Below are 19,182 nucleotides of genomic sequence, written 5' to 3' on the forward strand. Positions count from 1 at the left end.
CCTCAGCAGGAGGCTAGACCATGAACGCTCTCCCCAATACCGCCATTGCCGCAAGCGCCGCTCCGGCGTGGCATGGCTGCATCTTCAATGGCGACTGGGTGCCCGGCAACGGCGGCACCGCGCAGATCATCGAACCGGCCACCGGCACGCTGCTGCACGAAGTCGGCAAGGCCGACCTGGCCGATGTCGCCGCTGCCGTGGCGCTGGCGAAAAAAGCGCAGCGTGCCTGGGCAGCCACTGCGCCACGCGAGCGCGCTGCGGTGTTTCACCGTGCCGCGCAGCTGATGGAAGCGCGCAGTGCCGAAGCGGCACTGCTGATCGCGCGCGAAACCGGCGGCATCCTGCCCAAGGCCCAGCGCGAAGTGAACGAGTCGGTGGTGATCTACCAGCAGTCTGCGGCACTGCCGCTGCAGGCGGTCGGCCAGGTGCTGCCGACGGGCGCCGGCCAGCTCAGCTTGGCCCGGCATCTGCCGCTGGGCGTGATCGCAGTGATTTCCCCGTTCAATTTCCCGCTGATCCTGTCGCTGCGCTCGGTCGCCCCGGCGCTGGCGATGGGTAATGCAGTGGTGCTCAAGCCCGACCCGCGCACGCCGTATACCGGTGGCGTGGTCATCGCCCAGGTGCTGGAAGAAGCGGGCCTGCCGAAGGGACTGCTGCATGTACTGCATGGCGATGCCGCCATCGGGCAGGCGCTGGTCGAATCGCCGGATATCCCGATGATTGCCTTCACCGGCTCCACCGCGGCCGGGCGGCGCATCGGCGAAATCGCTGGCCGGCATTTGAAGAAGGTGTCGCTGGAGTTGGGCGGCAACAACGCAGTGATCGTGCTCGACGACGCCGATCTGGACAAGGCCGCCGCTGCAGTGGCATTCGGCGCCTACATGCATCAGGGACAGATCTGCATGGCCACCGGCCGCGTGCTGGTCCAGCGCGGGATCGCCGATGCATTCACGCAGCGGCTGGCCGAAAAAGCCAGGCATCTGCCGGTTGGCGATCCGGTCAGCGGCACCGTGGCACTGGGGCCGATCATCGACCAGCGCCAGCTGCAGCGGGTGATCGATATCGTGGACGACAGCGTCGCCGCCGGTGCGGTGGTGGAGGCCGGCGCCAGCAACCAAGGCCTGTTCTATGCGCCGACGGTGCTGTCCAACGTGCGTCCGGGCATGCGTGCATTCGACGAAGAAGTCTTTGGCCCGGTGATCAACATCACCGTGTTCGATACCGACGACGAAGCCGCGGAACTTGCCAACCATGGCGAGTACGGACTGGCTGCGGGCATCCTGTCGGCGTCGGTGTCGCGCGCGATGCGCCTGGGCGACAAGCTGCACACCGGCCTGTTGCACATCAACGATCAGACCGTGGCTGATGAAGTCATCAATCCCTTTGGCGGGACCGGCGCGTCGGGCAACGGCACCAGTGTCGGCGGACCGGCCGATTGGGAGCAGTACACCCACTGGCAATGGCTGACGATCAAGAACGAAGTGCCGCAGTACCCGTTCTGACCGGCGCGTCGCAACTGACCGGGGGGCGGGGCTGCAGGCGAGCCGTGGATCAGCCGCTTTGGGGCTGATCTATCCGCGTTGTCCAAGCGCACCGCTCTTAACCTTGCCCACCGACCCTCTCAACTGGGCCTTGCCCGCCCGCCGTCGCGGGACCTTACGCGGTCATGGATGCCGCGTACAGGGATGTACTTGCGGCGTGTCCTGCGAGGGTGGGCGGGCAAGGGCCGTGCAACAAAGCTGCAGATCAACCGCTCTACGATTGAGCTATCGCAAGGGCTCGGCAGCCAAGCTCCAGACCAGCCGCTCTTACTCGCCAGCGCGGAATTGCGTCGGCGAGCAGCCGGCATGGCGTGCGAAGTAGCGGCTGAAGTATGCAGCGTCGAAAAATCCAAGGCTGGCGGCGATCTGCTGCACGCTCAGACTGGTGTAGCGCAGGCTGCGGCGTGCTTCGAGCATGATCCGGCGCTGCAGTAACTGCAGTGCCGAGGCGCCGGCCAGTCGCTGGCACAACGCGTTGAGATGGCCCGGAGTCAGACCCAGCTGCTCGGCATAGCGGGAGATCGGCCAGTGCGCGCGATAGTGCTGGTCAATAAGGGCCTGATAGCCACGCAGATGGCGCAATGCCGGGTCGGCGTACGGGCTCACCGCAGCCGCATCCTGCGCGTGCTCCAGCGCCGTGCGGGCCGTCCAGATCAACAGCTGCGCTGCGGCGGCGTGCAATGCGGCCTCGTGGCCGACGCGTCGGTACGCGTGATCGCCGGCAATACTGGCGAACAGCACGTCGAGCAATCCGCGTGCGCGGCGTGCGTGCAGGACCTGCGGGACCGTCAGTGCGCCCTGCAATAGTGGCGCGGCACTCAAGGCATTGCGTACCAAGGGCATGCACACGGTGATGATGTGGCCGCGTACCTGTGGATCGAATTTGAAGCCATGCACGCATAGCGGTGGCAGCCAGATCACGCTTTCGCCACGCACGCGCTGGCTGCGTCCATCCAGCTGCAGTGTCGCCGGCCCGCGTTGCACGTACAGCAGTTGCGCCAGGTCTTCGTGCCGGTGCGGGGCGATGCGCCAGTCATGCAGCCGGCTGCGTGCGGCAATCGACTCCCAGTGCAACAGCTCGGGCGTGTCGGCATGCTGCTCGCCATATAGGCCGAAGGCGGGAACCGCAGTAGCTGCGGCAGTGGCGTGCGCGCGTGTGGGCATCGTCGAAAAGTCCAAGCACTGCACGCAATCATCCCTTCAAAGCATGTGCTTGGCTACCCACACTGGCCTGCATCCGTCGGCTGAGGCAGGAGCATTGCATGCGAACCCAGATCGCGATCATCGGCGCCGGCCCCTCCGGCCTGTTGCTGGGCGAGCTGTTGCTGCGGGCCGGTATCGATACCGTGGTGATCGAGCGACAGACCCCGGAGCATGTGCTGGGGCGTATCCGTGCCGGCGTGCTGGAACAGGGCAGCGTGGCGCTGTTGCAGCGGGCAGGCGTTGGCGCACGCGTGCAACGCGAAGGCTTGCCGCATCACGGCTTCGAACTGTCGCTGGATGGCCGGCGCGAGCGTATCGATCTGCTGCGCGGCTGCGGACGCAGCGTGACCGTCTACGGCCAGACCGAGGTCACTGCCGATCTGATGCAAGCCCGTGCGCGCAGCGCTGCGCCAACGTATTACAGCGCGCAGGACGTGACACTGTGCGGAGTGGACAGCGACGCGCCTGCGGTGGAATTCACCCACGATGGCCAGCGCCTGCGTATCGACTGCGACTATATCGTCGGCTGCGACGGCTTCCATGGCATCAGCCGCGCCAGCATCCCGCCGGAGCGACTGCGCCTGTTCGAGCGGATGTACCCGTTCGGGTGGCTTGGCGTGCTTGCCGACACCCCACCGGTCAACGACGAGTTGATCTACGCGCAGCACCCACGCGGCTTTGCCTTATGTTCGATGCGCTCGCCGACGCGCTCGCGCTATTACGTGCAGGTGCCGGCCGATGCGCGGGTGGAGGCGTGGAGCGATCAGGCATTCTGGGATGAGTTGCGTGCGCGTCTGCCAGACGCCTTGTCTGCGCAACTGGTCACCGGGCCGTCGATCGAGAAGAGCATTGCGCCGTTGCGTAGCTTCGTCGCCGAACCCATGCAGTACGGGCGTCTGTTCCTGGCCGGCGATGCGGCGCATATCGTGCCGCCCACTGGCGCCAAGGGCCTGAATCTGGCGCTGGCCGATGTCGGCTTGCTGGCGCAATTGTTCGAGCGCTGGAACGCGCGTGGCGATACCACGGTGCTGCAACAGTATTCGGCGCTGGCGCTGCAGCGGGTATGGAAGGCCGAACGGTTTTCATGGTGGATGACCACCTTGCTGCATACCTTCGACGACCAGGACGCATTCACCGCACGCATTCATGCCGCAGAGCTGGATTATCTGCTGGACAGCGAGGCCGGGCGGGCCACCCTGGCCGAAAACTATGCGGGCTTGCCGTTGGTGGAGCTGCCGGATTGAGCGTAGCGATGGTTGCCGCCGAGACGCCTCGTGCGTGCGCGCGAGAAAACCGACTGCCGTGGTTATCTTCTGATTACCACCAATACCGCAGGTGCCCTGGTGCACTCCAGGGCGGCTAGCGGGCGAGCGGACGCGGCCGTTAGGCTGGCGGCGACGCGTGAAAAACCCTGTATGCCAAGGCGCGTCGTCCCCCAATCAACGGTGCACCGTGTTGGCACCCGGCCGGCACAGCGCCCGTCTCCACGTAAGGAGTCTTCCATGAATAAGCTGTTCTCACGCGCCTTGCTGCTGGTCATGCTGGTGGCGCCGGTGGCTGCGTTCGCGCAGACCGCAGTGACGGAAAATCCCAACCACCAGAAGATGCTGCTCGGCTCCACCTGGTATGAAACCGCCAACAAGCGGCTGGTCTACGATTTCTGGCGCATCGTGTTCGAAGCCGGCCAGGTGCAGTATGCGCCGATGTACATGGACAAGAACTACATCCAGCACAACCCGAATGTGGCCAATGGCCGCGATGCCTTCATCGCCTTCCTGACCGCCTTCGTGAAGCCGACGCCGGTGCAGCCGCGCGTGCAGCTGCCGCTGGTGGCCATCACTGCCGACGGCGATCTGGTCACGCTGGTGTCGGTGCGCACCTTGCCCAATCCGAACAAACCGGGCACCACCTACACCACTACCTGGTTCGACATGTTCCGCATCGAAAAAGGCCTGATCAAGGAGCATTGGGATCCGGACACCATTGCCGGCCGCGCCAATAGCGGCGGCCAGTAATCGCTGCTGCATTGCAGGGCTGCAACGTGCAGCCCTGCAATGCGTGATCCATGCAGGTCGTCAGCAACCATGCTAGTTGTTGACGGAAACGACAACGCCCGCCTGATGGCGGGCGTTGTTTTTTTGAGCGCAGCGGTCAGCTGATGCGGAAGCCCATCGTCGCTTCCACTGCCTGCTGCCAGCCGGCATAGAGTTGTTCGCGCTTGTCGTCGGCCATGGTCGGCTCGAAGCGGCGATCCACCGCCCACTGCTTGGCGATCTCTTCGCGGCTGCTCCAGAACCCGGTCGCCAGACCGGCCAGGTAGGCCGCGCCAAGCGCGGTGGTTTCGGCCACTTCCGGGCGCAGCACCGGCACGTTGAGCATGTCGCTCTGGAACTGCGCCATGAAGTCGTTGGCGATCGCGCCACCGTCGGCGCGTAGTTCCTTCAGCTCGATGCCCGAGTCGGCCTGCATCGCAGTCAACACGTCGCGGGTCTGGTAGGCCATCGATTCCACCGCCGCACGCACGAAATGTTCCTTGGTGGTGCCGCGGGTCAACCCGAACACCGCGCCGCGGATATCGCTGCGCCAATACGGCGCGCCCAGGCCAACGAAGGCCGGCACCAGATAGACCCCGTCGTTGTCGCCGGCGCGTTCGGCATAGGCCTGCGAGTCGCTGGCCTTGCCGAGCATGCGCAGGCCGTCGCGCAGCCACTGCACCACCGAGCCGGCGACGAAGATCGAACCTTCCAATGCGTATTCGACCTTGCCGTCGATGCCCCAGGCGATCGTGGTCAACAGACCGGCCTTGGACGCAACCGCCTTGTCGCCGGTATTCATCAGCGCAAAGCAGCCAGTGCCATAGGTGTTCTTGGCCATGCCCGGCTCGAAGCAGGCCTGTCCGAACAGCGCCGCCTGCTGGTCGCCGGCGATCCCGGCGATCGGCACCTGCTCGCCGTAGAAATACTGGGTCTGGGTCATGCCGTAGATTTCGCTGGACGAGCGCACCTCCGGCAGCATTTCCTTCGGCACGTCGAGCATGGCCAGCAGCTCGGCGTCCCACTCCAGCGTGTGGATGTTGTACATCAGCGTGCGCGAGGCATTGGTGTAGTCGGTGACATGCACCTTGCCGCCCGTGAGATTCCAGATCAGCCAGCTGTCGATGGTGCCGAAGGCCAGCTCGCCGTTACGCGCGCGCTCGCGGGCGCCGTCGACGTGGTCGAGGATCCATTTGACCTTGGTGCCGGAAAAATACGCATCGATCAGCAGGCCGGTCTTGTCGCGCACCATCTGCTCGTGCCCGGCCTCCTTGAGCTGCGTGCAGATGTCCTTGGTCTGCCGCGATTGCCAGACGATGGCGTTGTAGATCGGCTGGCCGGTGGCCTTGTCCCACACCACCGCGGTCTCGCGCTGGTTGGTGATGCCGATACCGGCGATCGAGCGCGCATCGATCTGCGCGTTGTTGAGCAGCTCGGTGATCGTGGTGTAGACGCTGGTCATGATCTCGCGCGGGTTGTGTTCCACCCAGCCCGGCTGCGGAAAGATCTGGCCGAACTCGCGCTGCGCCACGCCGGCCACCTTGCCGTTGCGATCGAACAACATCGCCCGTGAACTGGTGGTGCCTTGATCGATCGCAAGGACGTATTGCTTTTCCATCGGAGATTCCTCGAACAATGCCGGCGCTGACGCACGGCGAGAAAGGGGGCAGTGCACGCCGCTGCGCGAAGGCCGATAAAACCCAGCCTGCCCGGCGGCGGCGCTGTGCTGTCAGTCGTGCAGCAGGGCGATCAGCGCGGATCGAGCGGTTTGCCGCCCTGCAGATGGCGCACGCGTGCCGGCAGGAACGGCAGGATCAGCCACTGGTAGGCGAGCGCGCCGATCGGGCCGCCGATCAACGGGCCGACAATGGGGATCCACCAGTAATTGTCCTTGGCCGGCAATGCGGCCTCGCCCCAGCCGGCAAGGTAGGCGAACAGGCGCGGGCCGAAATCGCGCGCCGGATTCATCGCCCAGGCTTCGAGATAGCCCATCGACGCGCCCAGCGTCGCCACCAGCAGGCCGATCATCAGCGCGCCGGAATTGGCGGTCGGCGCGGCTTCGTTGAATTGTTCGGTGATGGCGAAGATGCCGAAGATCAGGAACGCGGTGATGATGATCTGGTCGACCAGCGCATGCATCGGCGTGACCGCAAGGCCGGGTGCGGTAAAGAACACCCCGGCGGCGCCACCGGCTTCGCGGGTGAGTTGCTGCACCTGGTTGTAGTGGTCGATGACCGGGCCGTACAACTGGTAGACGATGGCCGCGCCCAGGAACGCACCGATCACCTGCGCGCCCCAGTACGGCAGCACCTTCTTCCAGGAGAAACCGCGGAACAGCGCCAGCGCCAGCGTCACCGCCGGGTTGGCATGCGTGCCGGACACCGAGCCGGTGACATAGATCGCCAGCGTCACCGCCAGGCCCCAGGCGATGCACACGCCCCAGTAGGCGTTCTGGTACGGGCTGGGGTCGTAGAGGACGTACATCGCCGCGACCGAATCGCCGAGCGCGATGATGATGAACATCGCCACCGCTTCGGAGATCAACTCACCCACGAGTTGGCGGCTCATGCGCGCGTCCTCGTGCCGATGGCGATGACGCAGGCAGGGTGGTGCGATGCGCGCATTGGCGCGCAGGGGTCTTCGGTGATGCTCATCAGGGTGCCCTCCACGTGACTCAGGATGATGCTGGCGAATGCGCCAGGATACGTTGCCGCGCGACCCGTCCTCGCCGGCAACGTGGTTCGATCAGGCCGGCACGCCGTCCGCCTGCCGGACCGAGTGTGTCTGCAGATACGCCTCCAGACGTTCGCGCCCGGCCGCGTCGATGCGCAGGCCGAGTTTGCTGCGACGCCACAGGATGTCGTCTGCGGTCACGGCCCATTCGTGGGCACGCAGGTAATCCACCTCGGCCTGGTACAGATCGGCGCCGAAGTGCGTGCCCAGGGCGGCGATGTCCTGCGCCTGGCCCAGCAGCTGCTCCGCACAGGTGCCGTAGTTACGTACCAGCCGCTGCGCGGTCGGCGCCGGCAGCCACGGGTATGCGTTGCGCACGCGCTCGAGCAGGCTGGCGATATCGCGTTGTTCGCCGCCGGGCAATGCATCGCCGCGCGCGGTCCATGCCGGCTTGCGGGCACCCAGCGCCTGGGTGAGGCGGTCGACCGCTTCTTCGGCCAGCTTGCGATAGGTGGTGAGCTTGCCGCCGAACACGTTGAGCAACGGTGCGCCATCGGTAAGCACTTCCAGCTGGTAATCGCGGGTGACTTCGGCAGCGTTGTCCTCGGCGTCGTCCAGCAGCGGACGCACGCCGCTATAGCTCCACACCACATCGCTGGGGGCGATCTGCTGCTGGAAATACAGGTTCACCGCATCGCACAGGTACTGCACTTCGGCCGCATCGATCCTGGGCGCGGCGGGGTCGGCCTGGTAATCCACGTCGGTGGTGCCGATCAGTGTGAAGTCGTGCTCGTAGGGGATGGCGAACACGATGCGCCGATCCGGTTGCTGGAAGATGTAGGCGTGGTCGTGGTCGAACAACTTGGGCACCACGATGTGGCTGCCCTTGACCAGGCGCAGTGCGTGCTTGTGCGGCACTGCGGCGACCTTGTCCAGGAATGACACCGCCCACGGCCCGGCCGCATTGGCCAGCGCACGCGCCTGCACGGTGCGGCGGCGGCCATCGCGGTCTTCCAGCTCGGCATACCAGAAGCCTGCATCGCGCCAGGCACCGACGCAACGTGTGCGGGTGCGGATCTGTGCGCCACGCCTGGCGGCGTCCATCGCATTGAGCACCACCAGCCGCGCATCCTGCACCCAGGCATCGGAGTACACGAAGCCGGTGCGCAGCGATTCCTGTAGCGGCTGGCCAACCGGGTGCGTGCGCAGCGATAGCCGGCGCGAGCGCGGCAGGCTGCGCTTGCTGCCGCCGAGATGGTCGTACAGGAACAGCCCGGCGCGGATCATCCAGGCCGGGCGCAGATGCGGTTGATGCGGCAGCAGGAAGCGCAGCGGCCAAATGATGTGCGGAGCCAGCCGCAGCAACACCTCGCGCTCGGCCAGCGCCTTGCCGACCAGCGCGAACTCGTACTGCTCCAGGTAGCGCAGGCCACCGTGAATGAGCTTGGTGCTGGCGCTGCTGGTATGCGCGGCCAGATCGTCCTGTTCGCACAGGCATACCGACAGGCCACGCCCGGCCGCATCGCGGGCGATGCCAACCCCATTGATGCCGCCGCCTATCACCAGAAGATCGTATGTCTCGCCCATCGGTGTCTCCGTCCGGGCGCGCCAGTAGCGAACCCAAGTTGTCATGTTCGAACATATTCGAACATCAAACCTTTTCAGGACGTGAAGAGCCGTCAGGCCTGAGAACTAGGCGAAGAAAGGCTAGTTTGTCCTATCGAAGCCGGAAATTTGATAGCCGGGACGGATCATTAGCAAGGCCAGATTGGCACGCCGCACCGCAAACGCACAAAAACGAACAATTGGCTCAGCCGGCGTCGCCAGGCTCGGCCAAGTGCACGCGGGTGCCGGCCTCGGCCAGCACGGCGGCCAGTTCCTGCGGCGGCGGCCGGTCGGTGAACCAGTCGTGCACCTGGGCGATCGCGCCCAGTCGCACCATGGCGTTGCGGCCGAACTTGCTGTGGTCGGCGGCCAGCAGCACCTGCCGCGAGTGCTCGATGATGGCCTGGGCCACGCGCACTTCCTGGTAGTCGAAGTCCAGCAGGGTGCCGTCCAGATCGATGCCGGAAATGCCGATCACCCCGAAGTCCACCTTGAATTGCCGGATCAGTTCCACCGTCGCCTCGCCGGTCACGCCCTGGTCGCGCCCGCGCACCACGCCACCGGCCACGATCACCTCGAAGCTGGGGTTGGCACTGAGCATTACCGCCACGTTGAGGTTGTTGGTGATCACGCGCAGGCCGCGGTGCTGCAGCAAGGCGCGCGCGACCTCTTCGTTGGTGGTGCCCAGGTTGATGAACAACGAGGCATCGTCGGGAATGAAGCGGGCGACCTGCGCGGCGATGTGCTGTTTCTCGCGCGCCTGCAACGCCTTGCGCGCGGTGTAGGCCAGGTTTTCCACGCTCGAGGGCATGCTGACGCCACCGTGATAGCGGCGCAGCACGCCGGCATCGCACAGCAGGGTCAGATCGCGACGGATGGTCTGCGGCGTCACCTCGAAGCGCGTCGCCAGCCCTTCCACCTCGGCAAAGCCCTGCTGCCGCACCAATGCCACCAATTGTTCCTGGCGCGGGTTGAGTGCCGGCGCCGGGACCGTCCTGTAGTGAGTCGACTCCATGCGCAGATGATCGCGCATGCGCGTGAGGATGCAAACACGCGCTGCGCGAGCGCCGGCGTGTGGATGGCTGCGCTCAGCCCAGCTCGCCGCGGTAGCCGGTATCGATGCTGATGCTGCCGCCCACCGCGCGTGAGACGCAGGCGCACAGCTTGCGGTTCTCGCGGCGCTGTTCGTCGCTGAAGAACACATCGCGGTGATCGATATCGGCCGCGCTGTCCAGCACCTCGACCGCGCACAGCCCGCATTCGCCGCGCCGGCATTCGGCAATCAGCTCGACTCCGGCGTCGGCCAGCGCATCCAGCATCGATTCGTTCTCGGCCACCGGCACTTCCAGGCCGAGCCCGGGCAGCTTGACCACGAACGCCTGCGCCGGCACCCGCCCGCTGTTGCCGAAGGTTTCGAAGTGCAGCCGCGCGCGCGGACGCCCGGCGGCGTGCCAGTGCTGGCGCACCGCCTCGAGCATGCCGAGCGGGCCGCACACGTACACCTCGGCATTGGGCGACAGCCGCGCCAGCTCGGCGGCAAGATCCGCCGGGCCGGCGCCGTCGTCGCATTGCAGCTGCAGGCGCTCGCCCAGCAGCGCTTCCAGCTCGTCGACGTAAGCCATCGCACGGCGGGTGCGCCCGGCATACAGCAGGCGGAACGCGCGGTGGCGGCGCGCCAGCCGCTGCGCCATGCCGATGATCGGGGTGATGCCGATCCCGCCGGCGATCAGCAGGATCTCCTCGCCGCCCTCGTCCAGCGCAAAGTTGTTGCTGGGCGGGGAGATTTCCACCACATCGCCGGGCTGCAGCGTCCACATGTGCCGCGAGCCGCCGCGGCTGTCGGGCATCTGCCGTACCGCGATCTGGTAGTAGCCATCGGCACGCGGCTCGCCCACCAGCGAGTACGAGCGCACGTCGGCGCGGCCATGCAGCTGCACGCGAAAATCCAGATGGCTGCCGACCTCGAAGCCGCGCGCCGCAGTGCCCGGGTCGAGCACGATTTCGCGCACGCCCTCGCAGGCGTCGGCAATGCTGACCACATGGGCGCGGTGCCACTGGGTGTCTTTACGCATGGGGAACTCCAGGCAGAGGGGTGGGCCGGCTGCTGCCGGCAGTGGCGGGATGGGCGCGGCCGATCAATGCGCCGCCGCGCACCTGGGTGATCGCCGCCGGGGTCTGCAGCACGTGGCGCAGATTGCGATGGGCCAACCGGGCGTGTTCGCGCATCAGCGCTTCGGCACGCGCGCCCTGGCGATCTTCGATGGCGGCCAGGACTTCGCGGTGCTGGTCCTGCGCCAGGGTCAGGATCAGCCGCGCCTCGGCGCTGGTGGTCTGCGCCATGACCAGGCTGTTGGGCGAGGCGAACGGCAGCTGCAGCACGCGGGTGAGCTCGCGGCCCAGCACATCGCTGCCGGCCATGGCCACCAGCAACGCGTGGAATTGCGCATTTGCCTGCACGTACGCGCTGAAGTCGATGGCGTGCAACGGCGAGCCGACGATGCGGTCGAGCGTGTCCAGCAGCTGACGTGCCTGGGCCAGCGCCGCGGCCGATGCTCCGCGCTCGGCCGCCATGCGCGCGGCCAGGCCTTCGAGCGTGCCGCGCAGTTCGATCGCATCGTGCACATCGCGTTCGCTGAAGGCCTGCACCGCATAGCCGCCGCCGGGCAGTGCGCTGGCCAGGCCTTCTTCGCACAGCCGCTGCAACGCGGCGCGCACCGGCGTGCGCGACATGCCCAGCCGCTGCACCACCGCCAGCTCGGACAGGCGCGTTCCGGCCGGCAGGGTACCGTCGAGGATCAGTTCGCGTAGCGACAGCAGTGCGCGCGTGGTCTGCGCGGCACTGCTGCGAAACGGGGTGGCGGGTGACATGGAAACCTCCGATGCGGTGCTCAGCCCACCATGCGCAGCGACAGTTCCTGCGCGCGCTGCTCCTGGGCGATCAGCCGATCGATCACGCGGCGCGCCCACATCCCGCCGGCATCGACGTTGAGGTTGTAGAAGGTGTGATCCGGATGCGCGTCGATGGCGCGTTGCTGCGCTTCCAGCACCGCCTCGTCCTCGCCGAACACGCCGGTGACGCCCGCACGGGTCAGCGTGGTCAACGATTGGTCGTGCAGCGCGTAGTTGCGCATGAACGCCCAGAAGTAGTGGCAGGTGGTGTCGGTTTCGGGCGTGATGGTATTGAGCACGTAGCCGTTGACACCCTGGCTGCGGTCGCCCTCCGGCGCACCGGTGCCGGCGATGGCCACGCCGACGTCGATGGCGATGGTGCCGGGCGCTTCGAAGCGGATGATCTGCCAGCGGTCGACCTTGCCGCGGTAATCCAGATGGCGCGCGATCTGGCTGGCCCAGAATGGCGGCGCGTCGATGTTGCGCATCCAGCGCGACACCACCACCGAGCGGTCGCCATGCATCACCTCGAACGGCGCTTCGGCGATCTCGTCCTGGCCGATGCTGGAGCCATGCACGAAGGTCTCGTGGGTCAGGTCCATCAGGTTGTCCAGCACCAGCCGGTAGTCGCACTTGGCATAGATGGTGCGGCCATCGCCGGCCCAGGCCGGATCGTGCGCCCAGTGCAGGTCGGGAATCAGGCGGGTGTCGGCCTGCGCCGGATCGCCCGGCCAGATCCACACGTAGCGATGCTTTTCGGCCACCGGAAAACTGCGCACGCACGCGGAGGGATTGATGGTCTCCTGCGAGGGCATGTGCACGCAGCGGCCCTGGCTGTTGTAGACCAGCCCGTGGTAACCGCACACCACATCGTCGCCGCGCAGCTTGCCCATCGACAGCGGCACCAGGCGATGCCAACACGCATCTTCGAGCGCGATCACGGCCCCGGCAGTGGTGCGATAGACCACCACATCCAGGTTGCAGACCTTGCGCGGGGTCAGCGCATGCTTGATCTCGTGGTCCCAGGCGACGGCGTACCACGCATTGAGGGGAAACAGCTGCTTGGACTGGGACATGACCGTGGCTCCTGGGGTTTGTATACAACCTGGGGTGCGGATCGGCAGCGGTGCGCCGGCTGGCGACCAGTTGACGCGCATGCCGGCGCTGGCGTCTGCTTGCAAGCGAAGTTATGTATACACCGGAGACAATGTTGGAGCGTCGGTCGCTTGCCGAAATTGTGCGATTATCGAATTGATGCACCGATAATCGCATTGACCGGGCTGTGCAGCTGCGCCTAACGTGACCACACGCTCGCTGCGCAGGACCGAAGCAATGGCCCAGATCGTCCCCCTTTCAGAAGCGGTGTCCCAGCTGATCGCCGATGGCGACTGCGTGGCGATGGAAGGCTTCACCCATCTGATTCCGCATGCGGCTGGCCACGAGGTGATCCGCCAGCGCAAGCGCGACCTGCACCTGGTGCGCATGACCCCGGACCTGATCTACGACCAGCTGATCGGCGCCGGTTGTGCATCGGCATTGCGGTTCTCGTGGGGCGGCAATCCCGGCGTCGGTTCGCTGCACCGGCTGCGCGATGCGGTCGAACATGCGTGGCCGCAGCCGCTGCAGATCCGCGAACACAGCCATGCCGACATGGCCAACGCGTATGTGGCCGGTGCCTCGGGCCTGCCGTTCGCGGTGCTGCGCGGTTATGTCGGCTCTGACCTGCCGCGCGTCAACGACAGCATCAGGTTCCTGCAATGCCCGTACACCGGCGAGACGCTGGCCACCACGCCGGCGGTCAAGCCCGATGTCACCGTGATCCATGCGCAGCAGGCCGACCGCCGCGGCAACGTGCTGCTGTGGGGCATCCTGGGCGTGCAGAAGGAAGCCGCGCTGGCGGCGCGCAAGGTGATCGTCACGGTGGAAGAGATCGTCGACACGCTGGATGCACCGCCCAACGCCTGCATCCTGCCGCGCTGGGTGGTCGATGCGGTCTGCCATGTGCCCGGCGGTGCGGCACCGTCGTACGCGCACGGTTATTACGCCCGCGACAACCGCTTCTACCTGGCCTGGGATGCGATTGCGCGCGACCGCGCACGCTTCCAGGCCTGGATCCAGACGCACATTCTCGACACCGAGGACTTTGCCGCGTTCCAGCGCGTGTACGCGCAATCGCTGCTGCAGGTGGCCGCATGAGCGACTACAGCACCAACGAGATGATGACCGTGGCGGCGGCGCGGCGCCTGCCCGATGGCGCGGTGTGCTTTGTCGGCATCGGCCTGCCGTCCACCGCCGCCAACCTGGCGCGGCTGACGCATGCGCCGGATGTCACCCTGATCTACGAATCCGGCCCGATCGGCGCGCGCCCGGAAGTGCTGCCGTTGTCGATCGGCGACGGCGAGCTGGCCGAAACCGCCGACACCGTGGTCTCCACGCCGGAAATCTTCCGCTACTGGCTGCAGGGCGGGCGCGTGGACGTGGGCTTCCTGGGCGCGGCGCAGATCGATCGCCATGCCAACCTCAACACCACGGTGATCGGCCCGTACGACGCGCCCAAGACACGGCTGCCCGGCGCGGGCGGCGCGCCGGAGATCGCGGCCAGCGCCAAACAGGTGTTCATCATCATTCGCCAATCCAGACGCAGCTTCGTGCCTGCGCTGGACTTCATCACAACGGTCGGGCATCTGGACGGTGGCGATGCGCGGCAGCGTGCCGGACTGCCCGGCGCCGGCCCCACCGTGGTGGTCACCGACCTGTGCGTGATGGAGCCCGATCCCGTGACCCGCGAACTCACCGTCACCGCGCTGCATCCCGGCAGCACCCGCGAGCAGGTGAGCGCGGCCACCGGCTGGCCGATCCGCTTCGCTGCCGATCTGGCGCAGACCACCCCACCCAGTGCTGCGGAACTGCAGGCGCTGCGCGCGCTGCAGGCACGCACCGACGCCGCGCATGGCAAGCAGGCAGCCGGAGCCGAGGCATGAGCGAGGTCTATCTGATCGATGGCATCCGCACGCCGATCGGCCGCTACGGCGGCGCCCTGGCCGGCGTGCGCGCCGACGACCTGGGCGCGATACCGATTGCCGCGTTGATGGCACGCAATCCGCAACTGGAACCGGCGCTGATCGACGATGTGTACCTGGGCTGCGCAAATCAGGCTGGCGAGGACAATCGCAATGTCGCGCGCATGAGTCTGTTGCTGGCGGGGCTGCCCAGCTCTGTGCCAGGCAGCACGCTCAATCGCCTGTGCGGCTCGGGGCTGGATGCGGTCGGCACGGTGGCGCGCGGTATCCGTGCCGGCGAGCTGGGGTTGGCGATCGCCGGCGGGGTCGAATCGATGACCCGCGCGCCGTGGGTCATGGGCAAGGCCGAGAGCGCGTTCGCACGCACGCAACAGCTGGAAGACACCACCATGGGCTGGCGGTTCATCAATCCGCGCCTGCAGGGCGCCTATGGCGTGGAGCTGATGGGCGAGACCGCGGAGAACGTGGCACAGCGCCATGCCATCGCGCGCGAAGACCAGGACGCGTTTGCGCTGCGCAGCCAGCAGCGCGCCGCCGCCGCACAGGCGGCCGGTTTCTTCGATGCAGAAATCACTCCGGTGCCGGTGGCCGCACGCAAAGGGGGCGAGGCAAGCGCGGTCGATCGCGACGAGCATCCGCGCCCGAACACCACCGCCGAGATGCTGGCCAAGCTCAAGCCGGTGTTCCGCCAGCCCGGCACGGTGACGGCCGGCAATGCGGCCGGTCTCAACGATGGCGCTGCCGCCCTGTTGCTGGCGTCTGCGCAGGCTGTGCACGCGCATGGGCTGACCCCGCGGGCACGCGTGCTCGGCTTCGCCTCGGCGGGCGTGGAGCCGGCCTATATGGGCATCGGCCCGGTACCGGCCACGCAGCGCCTGCTGGCAAGGCTGGGCTTGCGCATCGAGCAGTTCGACGCGATCGAGCTCAACGAAGCCTTCGCCGCGCAGGTGCTGGCCTGCACGCGCGCGTTCGGCCTGGCCGACGATGCCGCGCACGTCAACGCCAATGGCGGCGCCATCGCGCTGGGTCATCCGCTGGGCATGAGCGGTACGCGGCTGGCGCTGACCTTGTTGCGGCAACTGGAGGCGGGCAATGGGCGGCTTGGGCTGGCCAGCATGTGCATCGGGGTCGGGCAGGGCGTGGCGCTGGCGATCGAGCGCGTGTAGTGCGCCGATTGCAACCGCCGCCGCCAAGACCGCACACCCACGTTTTGATCCTGCCGTAGCGCAACCGATGGAGATCCCGCATGCGCGACCCCAGCTCTGACACGTCGATCGATCCGCTGCTCGGCTATCGCCGGCCGCGGATCGGCACACAGCCGGCCTACCTGCATCTGCCCTACGCATCCACCGCATTGCGCGGCCCCACGCGTGCGCCCATCGATATCCCGGCCACGCTGTCGGAAGTCACCGGCCCGCCATTGAATCGGCTCACCCTGGGTGAGCATGCCGCCGACCTCACCGCCGGCTTTGCGGGCGAGCCGTTGGGCGAGCGCATCATCGTGTCCGGCCGCGTGCTCGACGAAAATGGCAAGCCGGTGCGCAACAGCGTGGTCGAGGTGTGGCAATGCAATGCCGCCGGCCGCTATCAACATGCCGGCGACCGGCATGACGCACCGCTGGATCCCAACTTCCGCGGCACCGGCCAGGTGCTCACCGACGACCACGGCCGCTACGCCTTCAAGACCATCAAGCCGGGCGCGTATCCGTGGCGCAATCACTACAACGCCTGGCGGCCGGCGCATATCCATTTTTCGCTGCATGGCGATGGCATCGGGCAGCGGCTGATCACCCAGATGTACTTCCCCGGCGACCCCTTGCTGGCACACGACCCGATCTACAACTGCGTGGACGATGCGCAGGCGCGCGAACGCATGGTGTCCAGCTTCGACTGGGAAAACGCGGTGAGCGAATACGCGCTGGCCTACCGCTTCGACATCGTGTTGCGCGGCCGCAAGCAAACGGTCTGGGAGTGAATCGATGAGCCTGCACGCCACCCCGTCGCAAACCGTTGGCCCGTACTACCGGCTCGGGCTGGAGCCGTTGTATCGCGCGCAACTCGCGCCTGCGCAGGCCGCGGGCACGCACGTGCAGGTCAGCGGTTGCGTATTCGATGGCGCCGGCAACCCGGTGGCCGACGCAGTGCTGGAACTGTGGCAGGCAGATGCGGCCGGCATCTATGCGCATGCCGCCGATGCGCGCTGCCAGGCGCACGATTCCGGCTTCGATGGCTGGGGCCGCGTGCCGACCGACGCGCAGGGGCGGTTTTCCTTCAGCACCGTCAAGCCGGGCCAGGTCGCCGGGCCGGACGGCAAGCAGCAGGCAGCGCATCTGACCGTGCTGGTCTTCATGCGCGGGCTGTTGCGCGGCGTGTCGACGCGGCTGTACTTCGCCGACGATCCGCAGCTGGGCAGCGACCCCATCCTGGCCCTGGTGCCGGCCGAGCGCCGTAGCACGCTGCTGGCGCATTCGCGCGGTGGCAGCGATTACCTGTGGGACATCCATATGCAGGGCGATGCGGAAACGGTGTTCTTCAACTATTGATCGCGCGGTCGGTGCGCGGGGTGCCATGCATGGTTGTCTCCGTGCGAGCAGCACGCCTGCACCTGCGTGCAGATGCTGCGCAGCTGTCGCCGCGCGCCGGGCAGGCGGGTGCCAGTGCGCGCTGCCCTCGGTGATCCATCGCGATCGCGCGGCAGCTGCGTGCAATGCCGTGATCCCGCCGCGACACGCGCCTTGTCCAAACGTGCGGTACGCATGACCCGCACCGACCACCACGCGTGCACACCACCCGGCACCGCGCACGCCAGTTGGCACTCTTGCGCATCGGTGCCATGCTGCCGGCACGCCACCCGAGGCCATGCATGACTGCGACGTCTTCCCTGTTGGGATCCCTGTTTGGCGAGCCTGCCTGCGACGCGTTGTTCGACGACACTGCGCGGGTGCAGGCAATGCTGCACTTCGAATCCGCGCTCGCCCGTGCGCAGGCGCAATGCGGCGTGATTCCCGCCGAGGCCGCGCAGGTCATTGCGGCCGCATGCGACGTGCAGCATTACGATCTGGCCGCGCTGGCCCAGGCCACCGCACTTGCCGGCAACCCCGCCATTCCATTGGTCAAGGCGCTGACCGCGCGTGTGGCCGCCCACGATGTACAGGCCGCGCGCTGGGTGCACTGGGGCGCCACCAGCCAGGACGTCATCGACACCGGCACGGTACTGCAGCTGCGCGCCGCGCTCGACCTGCTGCTGCCGCGCCTGCAGGGCCTGTGCGCCGAGCTGGCTGCGCTGGCCGCGCGCGAACGCAACACCGGCCTGCCCGGACGTACCTTGTTGCAGCAGGCGGTGCCGGTCACGTTCGGGCTCAAGGTCGCCGCCTGGCTGGATGCGCTGCAGCGCGCGCACCAGCGCCTGCAGGCCCTGCAGCACGATGGCCTGGTGCTGCAGTTCGGGGGCGCGGCCGGCACGTTGGCGTCGTTGCAGGAGCGCGGTCTGGATGTCGCCCAGGCGCTGGCAACCACGCTGGCGCTGCCGTTGCCCGCGATGCCGTGGCATACCGCACGCGATCGCCTCGTCGAGGTCGGCTGTGCGTTCGGCCTGCTGGCCGGCACGCTGGGCAAGATCGGCGGCGACGTGGTGTTGCTGATGCAGTCGGAAGTCGGCGAAGTGTTCGAGCCGGCCGCAGCCGGCAAGGGCGGCTCCTCGGCGATGCCGCACAAGCGCAATCCGGTCTCCAGCGTCGCCGCGGTTGCTGCTGCCACCCGCGTGCCCGGCCTGGTGGCGACCTTGTTCAGCGCGATGGCGCAGCCGCATGAGCGCGCCGCCGGCCAATGGCATGCCGAATGGGAGACCTTGCCGCAGATCGTGTGCCTGACCGCCGGCAGCCTGGCGCAGATGCAAGGCTGCCTGACCGACCTGCAACTGGACCGCGAGGCCATGCGCGCGCACCTGCACAGCCATGGCGGCGCGTTGTACGCCGAGGCAGCGGTGTTTGCGTTGGCACCACGGCTCGGCAAGCCACAGGCGCATGCGCTGGTCGAACAGGCGGTGGCACGCGCCCAGGCGCAGCAGCGCCATCTGCGCGAGGTGCTCGGCGACGACGTGCAGGTGAGCGCGGTACTCACGCAGGCGCAACTGCAGGCGGTGTTCGATGTGGACAGCTGGCGCGGCATGTCCTCGGTCTGGATCGATCGCGTGCTGGCCGCTTCTTCATCCCGCTGACG

17 protein-coding genes are annotated in these 19,182 nt (G+C 67.1%); 9 read left to right on the plus strand and 8 right to left on the minus strand.

Features of this window, described 5'->3' with window-relative positions:
- Positions 1-20 precede the first annotated feature (20 nt).
- Complete coding sequence (locus tag AC1KVE_RS19840; RefSeq protein ID WP_481092955.1) at positions 21-1,502, plus strand: benzaldehyde dehydrogenase; 1,482 nt, start codon at positions 21-23, stop codon at positions 1,500-1,502.
- Positions 1,503-1,808: 306 nt separating this feature from the next.
- On the opposite strand, the gene AC1KVE_RS19845 is transcribed toward AC1KVE_RS19840, so the two are convergent.
- Complete coding sequence (locus AC1KVE_RS19845) at positions 1,809-2,705, minus strand: helix-turn-helix domain-containing protein (protein ID WP_481092954.1); 897 nt, start codon at positions 2,703-2,705, stop codon at positions 1,809-1,811.
- Positions 2,706-2,803: 98 nt separating this feature from the next.
- On the opposite strand from AC1KVE_RS19845, the gene pobA reads away from it, so the two are divergent.
- Complete coding sequence (gene pobA, locus AC1KVE_RS19850; protein WP_481092953.1) at positions 2,804-3,988, plus strand: 4-hydroxybenzoate 3-monooxygenase; 1,185 nt, start codon at positions 2,804-2,806, stop codon at positions 3,986-3,988.
- A 258-nt stretch (positions 3,989-4,246) separates the two neighbouring features.
- Positions 4,247-4,759 (plus strand): nuclear transport factor 2 family protein, encoded by a 513-nt coding sequence (locus AC1KVE_RS19855; protein WP_016903479.1) that lies wholly within the window; start codon positions 4,247-4,249, stop codon positions 4,757-4,759.
- Between the two features lie 136 nt (positions 4,760-4,895).
- Here AC1KVE_RS19855 and glpK read toward each other — a convergent pair whose 3' ends face one another.
- The 7 genes from glpK to AC1KVE_RS19890 all read right to left on the minus strand — a co-directional run bounded on the left by glpK (position 4,896) and on the right by AC1KVE_RS19890 (position 13,020).
- Positions 4,896-6,395 (minus strand): glycerol kinase GlpK, encoded by a 1,500-nt coding sequence (gene glpK / locus AC1KVE_RS19860; protein WP_039517354.1) that lies wholly within the window; start codon positions 6,393-6,395, stop codon positions 4,896-4,898.
- Positions 6,396-6,526: 131 nt separating this feature from the next.
- The gene (locus AC1KVE_RS19865) at positions 6,527-7,345 is read right to left on the minus strand and encodes an MIP/aquaporin family protein (protein WP_016904933.1); all 819 of its coding nucleotides are present in this window, start codon (positions 7,343-7,345) and stop codon (positions 6,527-6,529) included.
- 177 nt (positions 7,346-7,522) lie between these two features.
- Positions 7,523-9,037: a glycerol-3-phosphate dehydrogenase gene (gene glpD, locus AC1KVE_RS19870; RefSeq protein ID WP_065033059.1), complete on the minus strand. Its 1,515-nt coding sequence runs from the start codon at positions 9,035-9,037 to the stop codon at positions 7,523-7,525.
- A gap of 223 nt (positions 9,038-9,260) precedes the next feature.
- Positions 9,261-10,088 (minus strand): DeoR/GlpR family DNA-binding transcription regulator, encoded by an 828-nt coding sequence (locus tag AC1KVE_RS19875; protein ID WP_016904930.1) that lies wholly within the window; start codon positions 10,086-10,088, stop codon positions 9,261-9,263.
- A 55-nt stretch (positions 10,089-10,143) separates the two neighbouring features.
- Positions 10,144-11,127, minus strand: a complete 984-nt coding sequence (locus AC1KVE_RS19880) for a PDR/VanB family oxidoreductase (RefSeq protein WP_046345406.1) — start codon at positions 11,125-11,127, stop codon at positions 10,144-10,146.
- Positions 11,120-11,923 (minus strand): GntR family transcriptional regulator, encoded by an 804-nt coding sequence (locus AC1KVE_RS19885; RefSeq protein WP_016904720.1) that lies wholly within the window; start codon positions 11,921-11,923, stop codon positions 11,120-11,122. The genes AC1KVE_RS19880 and AC1KVE_RS19885 overlap by 8 nt, the downstream gene beginning before the upstream one ends.
- A gap of 20 nt (positions 11,924-11,943) precedes the next feature.
- Positions 11,944-13,020: an aromatic ring-hydroxylating dioxygenase subunit alpha gene (locus tag AC1KVE_RS19890; RefSeq protein ID WP_016904721.1), complete on the minus strand. Its 1,077-nt coding sequence runs from the start codon at positions 13,018-13,020 to the stop codon at positions 11,944-11,946.
- 256 nt (positions 13,021-13,276) lie between these two features.
- Between AC1KVE_RS19890 and AC1KVE_RS19895 the strand changes: the two genes are divergently transcribed.
- From AC1KVE_RS19895 to AC1KVE_RS19920, 6 genes are all read left to right on the plus strand, one after another.
- Positions 13,277-14,140 (plus strand): CoA transferase subunit A, encoded by an 864-nt coding sequence (locus AC1KVE_RS19895; RefSeq protein ID WP_184381017.1) that lies wholly within the window; start codon positions 13,277-13,279, stop codon positions 14,138-14,140.
- Positions 14,137-14,925 carry a CoA-transferase subunit beta gene (locus tag AC1KVE_RS19900; protein ID WP_039517333.1) on the plus strand — a complete coding sequence of 263 codons (789 nt, stop codon included), beginning with the start codon at positions 14,137-14,139 and terminating at the stop codon, positions 14,923-14,925. Before AC1KVE_RS19895 ends, AC1KVE_RS19900 begins: the two co-directional genes overlap by 4 nt.
- Positions 14,922-16,130 (plus strand): 3-oxoadipyl-CoA thiolase, encoded by a 1,209-nt coding sequence (pcaF, locus tag AC1KVE_RS19905; RefSeq protein WP_481092952.1) that lies wholly within the window; start codon positions 14,922-14,924, stop codon positions 16,128-16,130. Before AC1KVE_RS19900 ends, pcaF begins: the two co-directional genes overlap by 4 nt.
- 80 nt (positions 16,131-16,210) lie before the next feature.
- Complete coding sequence (gene pcaH / locus AC1KVE_RS19910; RefSeq protein WP_102580284.1) at positions 16,211-16,939, plus strand: protocatechuate 3,4-dioxygenase subunit beta; 729 nt, start codon at positions 16,211-16,213, stop codon at positions 16,937-16,939.
- Between the two features lie 4 nt (positions 16,940-16,943).
- Positions 16,944-17,507 carry a protocatechuate 3,4-dioxygenase subunit alpha gene (gene pcaG / locus AC1KVE_RS19915; protein WP_481092951.1) on the plus strand — a complete coding sequence of 188 codons (564 nt, stop codon included), beginning with the start codon at positions 16,944-16,946 and terminating at the stop codon, positions 17,505-17,507.
- Positions 17,508-17,827: 320 nt separating this feature from the next.
- On the plus strand, positions 17,828-19,180 hold the full coding sequence (locus tag AC1KVE_RS19920; RefSeq protein ID WP_481092950.1) for a 3-carboxy-cis,cis-muconate cycloisomerase: 1,353 nt from the start codon (positions 17,828-17,830) through the stop codon (positions 19,178-19,180).
- Positions 19,181-19,182 lie beyond the last annotated feature (2 nt).

Source organism: Xanthomonas sp. NCPPB 2864 (genome assembly GCF_056675615.1).